Consider the following 15589-nt stretch of genomic DNA (forward strand, 5'->3'; position numbering starts at 1 on the left):
GCAGAATCCATGATTCAAGTGCAAGCAGACCAAATTTCTCAGCGAGTAAAGACTAGCGATTTTAACCAAGCAAAACAGAGAATCGAAACTGCAGAGTCAACGATTACGCAATTGGGGAATCGGATAACAACTGAGATTCGAGAGACCGTAGCTAAGATTCCAGTTGATTTTGGTGGTCGAAATTACATACTAAAAAGTGATACTTATATTACATCCGGGAGTAAGTTTCTAGATAGTGCTTCGGACTTTATCGACTATGCTCAGGCAGGAAAGTTTGTGACGATCAGCGTTGATATCAAGGGGGAAAATCTGTCGCCTGATGAAAGAGGACAGTCTAGGATAGGATGCGAGCTACGCTTGACTTTATCCAATGGCAATCCTCTCTATCTAAACTGCTATAAAGTTGTTTCAGCAACCCAACCTCGCGAGCGAATATACCGAACGGTTCGTATTCCTGATGGTGTATCGGTTGTTAGTGTAGCAAAGCTCAATCTTTTTGTGCAAGTCAGAGGAAATGCCTTAGCTGGAAGACCAAAGTTTGAACTTTCTTCTATGCCTACTGACTGGTCACCTGCTCCTGAAGACTTAATCACAGATCTCAGTCAAACCAGAACACTAATTACTCAGACAGCTGAGGGCCAAACTCAGCTGTCTACAAAGCTTACTCATACTGAGAATAAAATGATGAATGCTGAAACCCAAATCAGGCAATTGTTGGGTGATGTGGCTAGTAAAGTATCTAAAATGGACTATGACAATCTCAAGAGTACAGTTGAGAATCATACGACAAGTATTAATCAAACGACCCAGTCCATTTTACTTAAAGCTGACAAGACCTTTGTGGACGGTGTGAAATCTACGGCAGAAGCAGCCCTTTCAAAAGCAACTAGCAATGCGACAATGATTAGTCAGACCAAGTCTGAGCTAACTATTGCCAATGATGCCATCTCACAGAAAGTCGCAAAGACGGATTTTAATAATTTGAGCGGTCGAGTAGCAAGTGCGGAAACCACTATCCGAACACAGGCTGGGCAAATCGAACAACGACTGACGAGTACGCAAGTTGAATCTGCAATTAACTCAAAAGGCTACCAAACCAAGTCACAGGTCGATTCAAATATTATGGGTCGTGGCTATCTTACGAGCAGTTCGTTACAACCCTATGCGACGACAACTAGTGTGCAGAATTTGGTTAGAACAACCTCTGATAGTTTTACTCAACGAATCAGTCAAACGGAAAGCAGAATCCCTACCTCAGTTTCACATCGTAATTTGATAGCTGGTACTTCGGATAGATGGGGTACTTATCAGACGATAAATGTCAATAGCAACTGGGTAGCCTCTTTAGGAAGGGTGCAATTTGGAGATGGAAGTGGTATATATGTTGGATCAAAAGTGCATTTATATGTTCATATCTCAGCGGATGAGATTACCTTTGACCCGGCGGTAACGACTCGTACTATGAAACTCCAAGGTCCAATATTGGATAGTCAAAATGTTTGGACATGGACCAACTGGAATTTGTATCACCCTTTCTACAATAAATGGAGCAGTAATCTGACGACGGGTAACAACTATCGGTTAATTAAACTGACCGCCACAGTCAGTCAAGAGATGTACCAACACTCTAAAGGCTTTGAACTTCAAGTCAGAATCGATGGAGTTAAAACTGGTAAGTTCCATGTGAGAGCTTTAATGGTATCAACTGGTGATATCTTTCCAGACTATTGGACACCGTCATTAGACGACTTTACGACAGTGACCGCCTTTCATGAAGTGCGGGATACTGTAAGTAGTCACACTCGGACCATTGGAGATCACACCAATCAAATCAGTCAGGTTGTTCAAACGGCTACTGGGATTGTGGCACGAGTTGGCAATCTAGAAACAAGTCGAGCAACAACTGCCACAGTAAATGCCATTCAAACGCAGGTTTCAACACTTGCAGGGGCGTGGTCGGTTCGAAATCTGACCAGTGCAGGGACAGTTCTGAGTCAGCTCAATCTTAATAAGGATGGCACAGTCAAGATTGATGGAAAACTCGTTCAAATTACAGGCACTACCTATATCCAAGAGGGTGTGATTGCGAGCGGTAAGATTGCCAGTCTTGATGCAGGCAAGATTACGTCAGGCATCATCTCAGCAGCTCGAATTGGAGCAGAAGCTATCACTGCGGATAAGTTAAAGGTTGACCAAGCTTTCTTTACCAAGTTTATGGCTACAGAAGCTTACCTCAAGCAGTTATTTGCCAAATCTGCCTTTATAACCCAAGTGCAGTCAGTAACCCTATCTGCCAACAAAATTTCAGGCGGTATTTTGTCAGCAATCAACGGAGCCATGAAAATCAATCTGTCACTTGGAAACATCAAGTTCTTTACAAACTCTCCATCCATTTCTCGTGAGGTTAGTGGTTATCCTCACCAGTGGGTTTCATTTGAAACAGGTACCTCAAACGGCAAGCCATGTGGTGTAACCATTATCGGTTCCAATCGATGGAACAACTGGAATGCCAATGACGGTGGCTTTGTAGGGATTAGAGCATGGAACGGTACTGATACTGACCAAATTGATGTGGTAGGTGATAAAGTACGTTTAGCTAGTGCTCCATATACCAATCCAGATGGGTGGGAGATTGTAACGTTGCCTAACCGACTGAGTATTGATGCTTTTAAAGCATCTGACCGACCAAGTTCTATTTTGAATATCGGAGATATCCGCATCTATCGAAATGGGACAACCTATGTCAGCTTGAAAGACGTACTTCATCAATTCAATCACAATTTTAAACACTTAGTAAACATCACAGGTCGAGGTGACGTCATCTTGACATGGGATACGATTAAATAAAGGAGTTCACAGATGAATCTAGAACAAATCAACCAATCATTAAAATTAACCATCCAGGAGCTTGTCTCCAAGCTATCTGATGAGATTACCGCTAAGAACCTCATAGCCATCCAATTGGTGGAAAGGGATAAGGAACTTAGCCTATTGCGTAAAGAAAAACAGGAATTGACTGAGCTATTAGAAGTTCAGACAAAACCTGAAGAAGGGAAAGGAGAATAGTTATCATGGCATTACTCAATATTGACAAAGTAACAGAACCATTTGATTTGGAAACAGCTCTAGCTTACATGCGTAAGAATGGAGAGTTCATTCGTTGTAAGACAGCAGAGCAGGATTTTTACATGTATCTTGAAGAAGTAAGGCGACCTGCCATTAAAAATGGAAAGCGCCAGTTGGTTACAACAGAAACAGTTTGGGCTTTTAATCAGTGGGGTAGTACCACATTAACTCTGAACCTTTCTGATTTATTCCATGAATGTTTTTATCTGATGCGGTTTGATGAGAACGGTCAACCGGATTGGTCAGACCCTACCATTCTGCAGGAAGGTTCAGTAGAAAGTGAGGTGACTGATGAAGGAACTGTTAACTCTTAATAAGATTTTATTTTCCATGATTGGAGGCTTGATTGGTAGTTTATTTGGAGAGTTGGATGGTATTCTATATGCCCTACTTGTCTTCATTATTATTGACTATCTAACAGGAATTTTTGCAGCAATTGTAGAAAAACAGTTGTCGAGTAGTATCGGTTTTCGTGGCATCTTTAAAAAGATAGCCATTTTATTTTTAGTTTCACTAGGTCATCTGATTGATACAGCCATTATCAAGCAAGGTGGAACCATTCGCACCATGGTCATTTTCTTTTATCTCAGTAATGAGGGGTTAAGTATTCTAGAAAATACCGTTCGAATTGGTCTACCAATACCTGAGAAACTACAAGCAATCTTAAAACAAATCAACGAGAGGTGAGAAGATATGGGAAAACATCTAGTCATTTGTGGTCATGGGCAAGGGCGAACAGACTATGATCCTGGAGCAGTGAATGCCAAACTAGGTATAACAGAAGCAGGAAAGGTTCGAGAATTAGCCAAGTTAATGTCTAAGTACAGTGGACAACAGATTGATTTTATTACCGAACAAAATGTTTATGATTATCGGAGTATTACTAGTATTGGTAAGGGATACGACTCAATTACTGAATTGCACTTCAATGCCTTTAATGGTAGTGCCAAAGGAACAGAAGTCTTGATTCAATCTTACTTAGAAGCAGATAAGGAAGATATGGCCATTCTATCTCTTCTTTCACGTTATTTCCAAAATCGTGGTATTAAGAAGGTAGATTGGCTCTATAATGCCAACCAAGCAGCAAGTCGTGGATACACTTATCGTTTGGTGGAGATTGCCTTCATTGATAATGAACAAGATATGGCGATTTTTGAGAACAAGAAAGAGGACATTGCGAGAGGTCTTGTGTCAGCAATAACAGGAGTTGAAGTCAAGACCATAGTTCCCTCGACCCCCAGTTCAACCGCTGGGAGTTCAGGAACTCCTTCAAAACCAATCTATCTTGTTGGTGATAGTCTTAGGGTGTTGCCTCATGCGACTCATTATCAGACTGGTCAGAAAATCGCCAACTGGGTCAAGGGGCGCACCTACAAAATCCTTCAAGTGAAGAATATTCACCAGTCCAACAGTAAGAGAGCTTATCTACTTGATGGAATCAAGTCATGGGTGCTTGAGCAGGATGTAGAAGGAACAACTAAAGGCCATAGTGAGCAGACCTATCAAGCACAGAAAGGCGATACGTATTATGGAATCGCTCGGAAGTTTGGTTTAACAGTAGATGCCCTACTTGCGGTGAATGGTTTGAAGAAGTCGGATATCCTGAAAGTTGGGCAAACACTCAAGGTTAACACAGCTTCAAGGACAACAACCGCTATTCCAACCAGTGTTGCCAGTCGTGTGGTTGCGTCAGCATTATCCAAGGTCGGTCAAAAGGTGACCGTTCCATCTAACCCTTATGGTGGACAGTGTGTTGCCTTGGTGGATAAGATTGTTCAAGAGCTTACGGACAAGAATATGTCCTATACAAATGCCATTGATTGTTTGAAGAAAGCAAAATCAAATGGTTTCCAAGTAATCTACGATGCTTGGGGTGTGAATCCTAAAGCAGGTGATTTTTATGTCATTGAGACAGATGGTTTGGTCTATGGGCATATTGGTGTCTGTGTGACAGATTCTGACGGAAAAAGTATTGATGGTGTGGAACAGAATATTGATGGATATTCTGACTATAATAAGAACGGTATCAATGACCAATTAGAAATTGGTGGCGGTGGAATTACTCGTCGTGTGAAACGGCAATGGATGGCGGATGGCTCACTCTACGATTCTACTGGAACAGTTAAACTCGGTAAAGTTGTAGGTTGGTTTAGAATATCATAATTAAGTCTTAAGCCTGGTGGGAACATCAGGCTTTATTTTTTTGCTTTTTTTTTCAATAAGTGCGGAAAAATTACTCCCAAACCTACCTAGTAAGGTAGGAGGAATATTTGTATTCCATGAACTTTGGCATAAATTTATCAGGTCGAATTAGTTTGTCTGATAACTTGACTTATTTTCCCTTTAGAGTGATATATAGTGTGCCATTACATAGGAAGGAGAGTAAATGTCCGTAAAAAAGATTAGAGTCAATAAACAAAAACACAAGCAGAGGATCTGTGCCTACATTCGAGTTTCGACGACTAATGGAAGTCAGTTAGAATCGTTAGAAAATCAGAAACATTATTTTGAAAACCTGTATTCCAATAGAGACGATATTGATTTTGTAGGTGTTTATCATGACAGAGGTATATCTGGTTCTAAGGATAATCGTCCAAATTTTCAAGCCATGATTGAAAATTGTCGTAAAGGTATGATTGATATTATTCATACCAAGTCAATTGCTCGATTTGCTAGAAACACGGTTACAGTTCTTGAAATTAGTCGTGAACTGAAGGCAATAGGAGTAGACATTTTCTTTGAGGAACAAAACATTCATACCCTTTCTAGTGAAGGGGAAGTGATGCTTTCAGTATTAGCTAGTATTGCTGAGGACGAGTTGAGGAGTATGAGTGGCAATCAACGTTGGGCATTTCAAAAGAAGTTTCAACGAGGAGAGCTAGTCATTAACACCAAGCGATTCTTAGGATATGATATAGACGAGAATGGTGAGTTGATTATCAATCCAGAAGAAGCTTTGATAGTCAGAAAAATATTTGCACTTTACCTTGAAGGGTATGGTACTCATCGTATTGCCAAACTGTTAAATGAAAAGGGAGTTGCGACGGTTACAGGTGCTAAATGGCATGACACCACAATCCGTCAAATGTTAAGCAATGAAAAATACAACGGTTCGGTCTTATTGCAGAAGTATTTTCACGATGGTGTGAATGGTCCTAAAAAATTGAATCAGGGGGAACTCGAACAATACCTGATAGAGGATAATCATGAAGCTATTATTTCAATGGAAGATTGGCAAGCAGTCCAGGTAAAACTAAACAGTAGAAGATGGCAACAAGGTAGAAACAAAACCTATAAATTTACGGGGTTATTAAAGTGTCAGCATTGTGGTTCGACTCTAAAGAGACAAGTTTCTTACAAGAAAAAAATTGTTTGGTGCTGTTCCAAATACATTAAGGAAGGAAAAGCAGCTTGTCAAGGGATGCGTGTGCCAGAAGTAGATATCTCAAATTGGACAGTAACCTCGCCAGTAAAAGTGATAGAAAGGGATAGAGATGGGGAAAAGTATTACAGTTATTCCGGCCAAGAAAGTGCAGACCAGCGTTCAACATCAGGTCAGAAAGAAAGTCAATGTAGCCGCATATTGCCGAGTGTCCACCGACCAAGACGAACAGCTATCAAGTTATGAAAACCAAGTTAATTATTACCGAGATTATATCTCCAAACACGAGGACTATGAGTTAGTTGACATCTATGCGGATGAGGGCATCTCAGCAACTAATACCAAAAAACGTGATGCTTTTAACCGCTTGATACAAGATTGTAGGGCTGGTAAGGTGGATAGGATTTTGGTAAAGTCGATCAGTCGCTTTGCAAGAAACACCCTTGATTGTATAAAATACGTCCGAGAGTTGAAAGAACTTGGTGTTGGTGTGACTTTTGAGAAGGAGAATATTGACAGCCTAGATTCCAAAGGTGAAGTTCTCCTTACAATCCTTTCTTCCTTAGCACAGGATGAGTCACGCTCGATCTCAGAGAATGCGACGTGGGGAATTCGTAAAAAGTTTGAACGTGGTGAGGTGCGCGTGAATACCACAAAGTTCATGGGTTATGACAAGGATGAGAATGGTAGGCTTATCATTAACCCTCAGCAAGCTGAAACTGTTAAATTCATATACGAGAAATTCTTAGAGGGGTACAGTCCTGAATCCATTGCTAAGTATTTGAATGACAATGAAATACCTGGTTGGACAGGAAAGGCAAATTGGTATCCAAGTGCTATACAGAAAATGCTTCAAAATGAAAAGTACAAGGGTGATGCCTTATTGCAAAAGACTTTTACCGTTGATTTTCTGACTAAGAAACGAGTTCAAAATGACGGTCAGGTTAACCAATACTATGTAGAAAATAGCCATGAGGCCATTATTGATGAGGAGACTTGGGAGACTGTTCAACTGGAAATGGCTAGACGCAAAACCTACCGAGATGAGCATCAGCTCAAATCTTATATCATGCAGAGTGAGGCCAACCCATTTACCACCAAGGTGTTCTGCGGAGCCTGCGGGTCAGCCTTTGGACGGAAGAATTGGGCAACCAGCCGAGGGAAACGTAAAGTTTGGCAATGTAACAACCGCTATCGCATAAAGGGTGTTGAAGGGTGTTACAGTAGCCATTTGGATGAGGCGACACTCGAGCAGATTTTTCTAAAGGCATTAGAGCTACTAAGCGAGAACATTGATTTGCTTGATGGCAAGTGGGAGAAAATCTTAGCAGAGAATCGCCTACTGGATAAGCACTACAGCATGGCATTGAGTGACCTGCTTAGGCAGGAGCAGATAGACTTCAACCCCTCAGATATGTGCCGAGTGCTAGACCATATCAGGATAGGACTTGATGGTGAAATAACCGTTTGTTTACTGGAAGGAACTGAGGTAGATTTATAAAGCAAACGTAAGCATTATGTGCAATCCTACCATGAGGACGAGGAAATAACCCCGGAGCAGGCTCACAAGAACGCTGTCGAGCTGGCAGAGCATACAAAGGCATGGAAAGGGCATGAAGTTCTGATAGCCACGCATATAGACAAGGGGCATATACACACGCACTTTATTGTCAATTCCGTAAATTATGAGAACGGTCATAAGCTCCAATGGATGTAGGACGGATTTTGCGGACATTCAAAATAAAAAAGAATGTGGAGGTAACAGACAATGGCAAAATCATTATTTGAGGAACTGGGCGACAAATACGAAAGGCAAGGGGATTATTTGATACCGTGCTTAACTGTACCCGCCGAAGAAGAACAGGCAATAGGCATCTGGGGGCAACGGCATTTAGATTATCTAAAACAGTACCGTAAAGTTACATACACCAATCTTCTTACAAGCGGCAGGCTAAACGCCTACCTTGCCGACATCAACAGACAGGCACAGGAACGCTTTGAAAGGCTCATAGAGGGTATGAAACAGGCACAGGGCATAACGGAACAGCTAAAGGCAGAAAACGCCTTAGAATGGACAGGATGCCTCAATAACATAAGGGCTTGTGCGAGGGAGATTGTGGAAAAGGAAATTATTTTTGCATAAACAGATGATTAGTGGCAGGGGGAAATCCTGCCGCTTTTTCTGCTTTAGTTTGTCAGCTTGACAAATAAAGGGTTAAGGAATATAATTAGATTCAGTATTATACAAGGAGTTAATAAATATGCGGCAAGGTATTCTTAAATAAACTGTCAATTTGATAGTGGGAACAAAAAGTAGCAGTCCCGTTTCACTTTTAATATGGGGCTTAGTTTTTTGTACCCAGTTTAAGAATACTTTTATCATGTAATTTTATATGCCCGAAAACATATAAGTGTTTTGGGGCTATTGGAGTTATTTACCCAGTGATAGGAGTATTTATCACTGGGTATTTTTATGCCCTTTTTTGGGTGTTGATAGGAGGAAAATCACATGAAAATAATTAACTTAGGCATTCTGGCTCACGTTGACGCAGGAAAGACAACATTAACGGAGAGTTTATTGTATACCAGTGGTGCAATTGCAGAACCAGGGAGCGTAGATAAAGGCACAACAAGGACAGATACAATGAATTTGGAGCGTCAAAGGGGAATCACTATCCAGACAGCAGTGACATCTTTTCAGTGGGAGGATGTAAAAGTCAACATTATAGATACGCCAGGCCATATGGATTTTTTGGCGGAGGTGTACCGCTCTTTGGCTGTTTTAGATGGGGCCATCTTGGTGATCTCCGCTAAAGATGGCGTGCAGGCCCAGACCCGTATTCTGTTCCATGCCCTGCGGAAAATGAACATTCCCACCGTTATCTTTATCAACAAGATCGACCAGGCTGGCGTTGATTTGCAGAGCGTGGTTCAGTCTGTTCGGGATAAGCTCTCCGCCGATATTATCATCAAGCAGACGGTGTCGCTGTCCCCGGAAATAGTCCTGGAGGAAAATACCGACATAGAAGCATGGGATGCGGTCATCGAAAATAACGATAAATTATTGGAAAAGTATATCGCAGGAGAACCAATCAGCCGGGAAAAACTTGTGCGGGAGGAACAGCGGCGGGTTCAAGACGCCTCCCTGTTCCCGGTCTATTATGGCAGCGCCAAAAAGGGCCTTGGCATTCAACCGTTGATGGATGCGGTGACAGGGCTGTTCCAACCGATTGGGGAACAGGGGAGCGCCGCCCTATGCGGCAACGTTTTCAAGGTGGAGTATACAGATTGCGGCCAGCGGCGTGTCTATCTACGGCTATACAGCGGAACGCTGCGCCTGCGGGATACGGTGGCCCTGGCCGGGAGAGAAAAGCTGAAAATCACAGAGATGCGTATTCCATCCAAAGGGGAAATTGTTCGGACAGACACCTCTTATCCGGGAGAAATTGTTATTTTAGCTGATGATACTTTGAAACTGAACGACATTCTAGGAAATGAAAAACTCCTGCCTCATAAAACACGGATTGATAATCCCATGCCATTACTTCGGACAACGGTAGAGCCGCAAAAGCCGGAGCAAAGGGAAGCCCTGTTAAATGCCCTCGCAGAGATTGCTGATACAGACCCTCTTTTGCATTTTGACATTGATACTGTTACACATGAGATTATGTTATCTTTTTTGGGAAAAGTACAGTTAGAAGTTATTTGTTCGCTATTAGAAGAAAAATATCATGTGGGCGTGGCTATGAAAGAGCCTTCGGTTATTTATCTGGAAAGACCGCTTAGAAAAGCAGAATATACCATCCACATAGAAGTCCCGCCAAATCCTTTCTGGGCTTCTGTCGGGTTGTCCATAGAGCCGCTCCCTATTGGAAGCGGAGTGCAGTATGAAAGCAGAGTTTCACTTGGATATTTAAATCAATCGTTCCAAAATGCGGTTATGGAGGGGGTTCTTTATGGCTGCGAGCAGGGGCTGTATGGATGGAAAGTGACAGACTGTAAAATCTGTTTTGAATATGGATTGTATTATAGTCCTGTAAGTACCCCCGCAGACTTTCGGCTGCTTTCCCCTATCGTATTGGAGCAGGCTTTAAAAAAAGCAGGGACAGAACTATTAGAGCCATATCTCCACTTTGAAATTTATGCACCGCAGGAATATCTCTCACGGGCGTATCATGATGCTCCAAGGTATTGTGCAGATATTGTAAGTACTCAGATAAAGAATGACGAGGTCATTCTGAAAGGAGAAATCCCTGCTAGATGTATTCAAGAATACAGGAACGATTTAACTAATTTCACAAATGGGCAGGGAGTCTGCTTGACAGAGTTAAAAGGATACCAGCCAGCTATTGGTAAATTTATTTGCCAACCCCGCCGCCCGAATAGCCGTATAGATAAGGTTCGGCATATGTTCCACAAGTTAGCTTAACAGCTTGCAAAAGTCATATAAAATGAGATTTGAAAGGAGAATGTAACTTCATGTTTGCTAAAAATTCAAAGGCATATTCTGTCTACCTGCTGTTCCGATTTGTCTGTTCCCTGGCGGTTTCTATGTCCACAGTGCTTTCCATCGTGTACCACCTGGAGGTGGTGCAGCTGGATGCTTTCCAGCTTGTCCTGGTAGGGACGGTTCTGGAGACCTCCTGCTTTCTGTTCGAGATACCCACCGGTGTGGTGGCGGATTTGTATAGCCGTCGGCGCTCGGTGCTGATTGGAATGTTCCTCTACGGCCTGGGCTTTCTGATGGAGGGTGCGCTACCGTGGTTCGCGCCGGTTCTGCTGGCCCAGGTTGTCTGGGGTTGCGGTGATACCTTCATCACCGGCGCTCTGGAGGCGTGGATTGCCTCGGAGGAAGAGGACAAACCCATAGACAAGGTGTTCCTGCGGGGCAGTCAAATGGGGCAAATCGGCGGCGTTCTGGGCGTGGTGCTGGGCACACTGCTGGGAAACATAAACCTGCAAATGCCTGTCATCTTGGGGGGCAGTTTGTGCTTGTTGTTGGGGCTGGTGATGGTTCGCATCATGCCAGAAACCAACTTCTCCCCTGCTATTGAGGAACGGCAGGGCTTGCTTAAAGACTTTGTCTGCCTGTTCAAGCTCAACCTGGGCTTTGTGAAAGGCGCACCTGTGTTGCTGGCGCTCTTAGCAATCACACTATGCGGGGGACTTGCCAGTGAAGGCTTTGACCGGCTCTCCACCGCTCATTTTCTGGATGACACGGTAATACCCGTTATCGGGCCGCTGAACAGCGTCACTTGGTTCGGTGTTATCAGTCTTATCGGCAACGGCTTAGGTATTCTGGCTTCTCAGTTGCTCATCGCCCGCATGGAGAAAAAAGGGACTGTCAGCCGAACCAGTGTGGTCATGTCCACCAGCGCCGGGTATATCCTGTGCCTGGTTCTCTTCGCGGTGGGGCGGAGCTTTTGGTTCATGTTGTTGGTGTTCCTGCTGGCGGGGCTTATGCGCACCATCAAGGAGCCTGTGCTGGCCGCCTGGATGAACGACCATGTGGATGAGAAAATGCGCGCCACAGTCTTTTCCACCAGCGGACAGCTGGACTCTTTCGGGCAGATCATCGGCGGGCCTATTGTGGGGCTGGTCTGTACCGCTTTCCTGCTGTTGCCCGCGCTGTTCTTAGTGCCGGTGGCGGGAAAGAAGCGGGATTGATATGGCATAGTTAAGTTTACTGACGAGCGGGAGATTACTTCCGCTCGTCTTCATTTAGTAGCGCAAAATTTGAGGACTCTTTATTTCCTTATTCGGTATAGCGGAGGCGGCTGTCAATTCGACATAATTTTCTTGTGATACTTTACCGTACATGAGCATTTGTTTCGTATTTGAAAGAACAAACTCACCAAATAAAAAAAACGATATTCGGGTGGGTTATTTTGTTATACCCTAAATTCCCCTCTGAGTAAGCACGACCTTAAAGACTTAAAGGAACGGTGCAACGAGCAGAGCTGGGAACAGGGCTTGCATGTGCCGGAGAAAGGAAAGACATTTGCTGGAGAAGTCCGGGAAGAAACGGTGGCATGGAGCAAAGACACCTACCAGCTTTTGAAACAGGCAGAGCAGGGAAAGGTCAAAAGCTATGTGCAGGATATTGCCCTTGCGGTGCTGGATTGTAAGGAAACAGCGACCAGCCGGGAAACCTTTATCCGGCTGATGAATGAAAGAGGGTACGGGGTGGACTGGCAGGACAGCCACAAGTACATCACATATACCGACTTAGCCAGGGAACAGGCAGGAGAAAAGGCTTGTAAAATCAGGGATAACAAGCTGGAAAAATACTACAATATGGATTTTGGAAAGGAGAGTATGGAGCATGAGTTTGAGAGAAATGCACGAACAGCAGAAGCAGAGCAGTCCAAGAGAGCAGCTTCAAGAGTTAAACCGACAGAGCCGGACAGAGCTGGAAAACAGTCTGCTCAAAGAAGCGTTGGCGATGTCGAGCGAGAACTGCGAGGAATTGATGAAGCAGTCAAATCAAGAACAAGTGAGGGCAGAGCAGAACAGGCAGAGAGACGCAGAGCAGAACAGGAAGCTCATCAGCGAGCTGAAGCAGAGCGTAGAGCTGCTGAAGAACAGCAACGAATTGCTTCAAGACGCTATATCGGGCGAGATTGGGAGCCTGAAAGATGAGGTTAAGGAAAACACCGTCCAAGAGGTTAGAAAGGCGTTACAGGCGAATATAGAGGCTATACAGAGGGCTACAAAGCTTCTTGAGAAGCAGTCTGATACACTTACGAGCGTGATGAAGCAGAAGATCCGGGAGCTTGAGGAAAGTAAGAACAGTTTTTTTAGATATGAGGGCTTGAAGTTGTACCTGTTTTGGGGCGGTATGGTCTGCAAAGGCTGTAACTACAGGGGGAAACCATTGTGGTTACAGCCTTTTTTGCGTTTTTGTGGTAAAATGATGAATGAACAGTATCAAATCGTTATCGGCAAAATTTTACCCAAACGATATAGAAAGCTATATTGCTTATAAAGCACCATTCATAGAGAAAATTTACGCTGAAATAGGACTATGAAAAATCTAAGTTTATCGAACTTAGCAAACTATAAGTTTCTAAGAGATAAAACCTATAAAACTTGTACGGATATTGTAGGGTAGGAAAAGAAATCTTCCTCTATACTAAAATAAACCGAATGAAAAGGGGGATCGAAGTGAATATTATCAAGTCGTTTAACAATACGATTGATTATCTTGAAACAGTTCTTGATGATGAAATTGACGAAAAGAAAGTAGCACAGCTATCCGGATATTCGTACTCGATGTTTAGTCGCTTGTTTTCTATTCTGACCGAAACAACGCTCTCAGAATATTTAAGAAGCAGAAGATTGACGGAAGCAGCCGTTATTTTAAGAGATACGGACGAAAAGATTATTGATGTTGCCTTCAAATTCGGATATGAGTCATCGGATTCGTTTGGAACAGCTTTTAAGAATTTTCATGGATTTACTCCTTCAGAGGTAAGAAACGGGAAACCATTCAAATTAGTATCACGAGTGCAATTATCACTCAGTGTAAGAGGAGGAAGAAGTATGAATATTACAATTCAAAAGAAAAAAGCATTTACAGTTGCAGGGATCAATGAAAATAGCATCAATTCATCATTATGTTCAGGTATATGGGGGAAATTGTTTTCTAAGGTTAGCCATGAAGAAATCTCAAAATTTGGGACAGGAGAATCTGTTGGGGTTTGCCACGATGTATTAAACCTTGATAATCATGATGTTTTAGAATCCAATACAATTAGCTATATGGCAGGCTATATTGTTAATGATGTGGATAAAGCAAGAAGCATAGGCTTAGATGTTTTGGAAGTGGAAGAAGCGGAGTATGCTGTTGTAGAATTAATAGGATCTGTTCCGGATTGTATTCATAACGGATGGAAATATGCGTTGGAAGTTTTCTTCCCTGAGCATGGTTATGTTCATTCAGGAAAACCTGACTTTGAATATTATTATGAAGGTGATATGGATAGTAAAGATTATAAAATGGAGCTTTGGATTCCGATAACTAAAGCTAAAAAAATACCAGTTAATCTATCTGATACCTTTTAACGATATCTCGATAGGACTTAAAGGCGAAATCGCGGTTCGCTTCCTGCAAGGAACTGAGGTAGATTTATAGAGTAAAGAAAGGCTGTGACGACAGTGGGAACCCACTGTGGTTACAGCCTTTTTTGCGTTTTTGTGGTAGAATCAAATTGTAGAACAATTTGGAGGTCATAAGATATTAGTCGACTTTATGATTCGATTGAAGAATCCTTCCGATTCAGTGAGTATTTGAATTTCAGCGATTATACTGAACTAAAGAATTTTAATTCAAATAGTGTTGTATTCGAAATTGAAAACAAAATAGATGGTCAGTTAATTAGTTTTGAGGCTGATACAGATATTAACGCCTATGAAGGATCCGAAAGTTTCCTATATTTAAAGTATAAAAAAGATGGAAGTTCAAGTTCAGAATCAATTGGAAGAGTGTCCTATACTAATGGAGAGGTTGAATTCGATGAGTTTCAAGGTACTTATATGCCGGTCCAGATGGATGGTGTTTCAGAGCACGAACTGTCTAGATTAGGTAGTAAAATGGTTGATATAATAAATAGTGATTTTATAGACTATAAGGATTTGGTGGGAAGTTCCGAATATTCCATTATTAAAGACGGTGGTTCTTATCCAATTTTAGATTTACCATGTCAAGAGTGTGGAGAGTATTGGATATGTATTGACGAAGCTTTTACTGACAGAGGAAAGTGTTTGAACTGTGGAGAAATAAATGAGGTGACAGGCTGTGAGCGTTGTGGCGGCTATGATTTTGGTACACCTAGTGATTATGACTATCCATTTTTATGTGATAGCTGCTGTAATTACTATAAAGAAGAGTAAATAAATTCCGTTCCACAGTATCATTCTAAAATAACTTTCAATCCCTTTCGTCTATTAGTATAGAAGAAAGCTCTCAGCACACGTCGAGTGTGTCGCACTGCTCGTAAAAGCCTAGAAACCTTGGAACGAAAGGGATAATGAAAAGCCTTTGTTGCAAGGCTTTTTGCTTTATGGTGGGTAAGTATC

Annotated in this window: 14 protein-coding genes; all 14 read left to right on the top strand. The window is 42.4% G+C overall.

The features are described 5' to 3' along the window. Window positions 1–2847: gp58-like family protein (locus K6V43_RS10330; RefSeq protein WP_222383012.1), on the top strand; the 2847-nt coding region annotated here is incomplete at its 5' end. Window positions 2848–2859: 12 nt separating this feature from the next. Beyond that, window positions 2860–3066 (top strand): hypothetical protein, encoded by a 207-nt coding sequence (locus K6V43_RS10335; RefSeq protein ID WP_222383014.1) that lies wholly within the window; start codon window positions 2860–2862, stop codon window positions 3064–3066. A 5-nt stretch (window positions 3067–3071) separates the two neighbouring features. Further along, the gene (locus K6V43_RS10340; protein ID WP_222383016.1) at window positions 3072–3440 is read left to right on the top strand and encodes a hypothetical protein; all 369 of its coding nucleotides are present in this window, start codon (window positions 3072–3074) and stop codon (window positions 3438–3440) included. Further along, window positions 3418–3813: a phage holin family protein gene (locus K6V43_RS10345; RefSeq protein ID WP_018374757.1), complete on the top strand. Its 396-nt coding sequence runs from the start codon at window positions 3418–3420 to the stop codon at window positions 3811–3813. The genes K6V43_RS10340 and K6V43_RS10345 overlap by 23 nt, the downstream gene beginning before the upstream one ends. A 6-nt stretch (window positions 3814–3819) precedes the next feature. Then, entirely contained in the window at window positions 3820–5289 is a 1470-nt protein-coding gene (locus K6V43_RS10350; protein WP_222383018.1) for a LysM peptidoglycan-binding domain-containing protein, read from the top strand. 223 nt (window positions 5290–5512) lie between these two features. After that, window positions 5513–6754: a recombinase family protein gene (locus tag K6V43_RS10355; RefSeq protein ID WP_024412678.1), complete on the top strand. Its 1242-nt coding sequence runs from the start codon at window positions 5513–5515 to the stop codon at window positions 6752–6754. Then, entirely contained in the window at window positions 6657–8009 is a 1353-nt protein-coding gene (locus K6V43_RS10360; protein WP_222383023.1) for a recombinase family protein, read from the top strand. Before K6V43_RS10355 ends, K6V43_RS10360 begins: the two co-directional genes overlap by 98 nt. Before the next feature lie 18 nt (window positions 8010–8027). Continuing rightward, the gene (locus K6V43_RS11725) at window positions 8028–8225 is read left to right on the top strand and encodes a relaxase/mobilization nuclease domain-containing protein (protein ID WP_024407616.1); all 198 of its coding nucleotides are present in this window, start codon (window positions 8028–8030) and stop codon (window positions 8223–8225) included. A gap of 51 nt (window positions 8226–8276) precedes the next feature. Further along, window positions 8277–8651 carry a TnpV protein gene (locus K6V43_RS10370; protein ID WP_222383019.1) on the top strand — a complete coding sequence of 125 codons (375 nt, stop codon included), beginning with the start codon at window positions 8277–8279 and terminating at the stop codon, window positions 8649–8651. 366 nt (window positions 8652–9017) lie between these two features. Continuing rightward, window positions 9018–10937, top strand: coding sequence for a tetracycline resistance ribosomal protection mosaic protein Tet(O/W/32/O) (gene tet(O/W/32/O) / locus K6V43_RS10375; RefSeq protein ID WP_222383020.1), 1920 nt, complete (start codon window positions 9018–9020; stop codon window positions 10935–10937). Between the two features lie 50 nt (window positions 10938–10987). Next, entirely contained in the window at window positions 10988–12175 is a 1188-nt protein-coding gene (gene tet(40) / locus K6V43_RS10380) for a tetracycline efflux MFS transporter Tet(40) (RefSeq protein WP_222383021.1), read from the top strand. Between the two features lie 312 nt (window positions 12176–12487). Next, entirely contained in the window at window positions 12488–13150 is a 663-nt protein-coding gene (locus K6V43_RS10385) for a relaxase family protein (RefSeq protein ID WP_002909884.1), read from the top strand. Between the two features lie 525 nt (window positions 13151–13675). Beyond that, the gene (locus K6V43_RS10390; RefSeq protein ID WP_222383022.1) at window positions 13676–14575 is read left to right on the top strand and encodes an AraC family transcriptional regulator; all 900 of its coding nucleotides are present in this window, start codon (window positions 13676–13678) and stop codon (window positions 14573–14575) included. Window positions 14576–14800: 225 nt separating this feature from the next. Then, a complete protein-coding gene (locus K6V43_RS10395; RefSeq protein ID WP_024411247.1) occupies window positions 14801–15403 on the top strand; it encodes a hypothetical protein in 603 nt (200 codons plus the stop codon). Window positions 15404–15589 lie beyond the last annotated feature (186 nt).

It is taken from the genome of Streptococcus suis (assembly GCF_019794615.1).
In the GTDB taxonomy this organism is placed as follows: Bacteria; Bacillota; Bacilli; order Lactobacillales; family Streptococcaceae; genus Streptococcus; species Streptococcus suis_AI.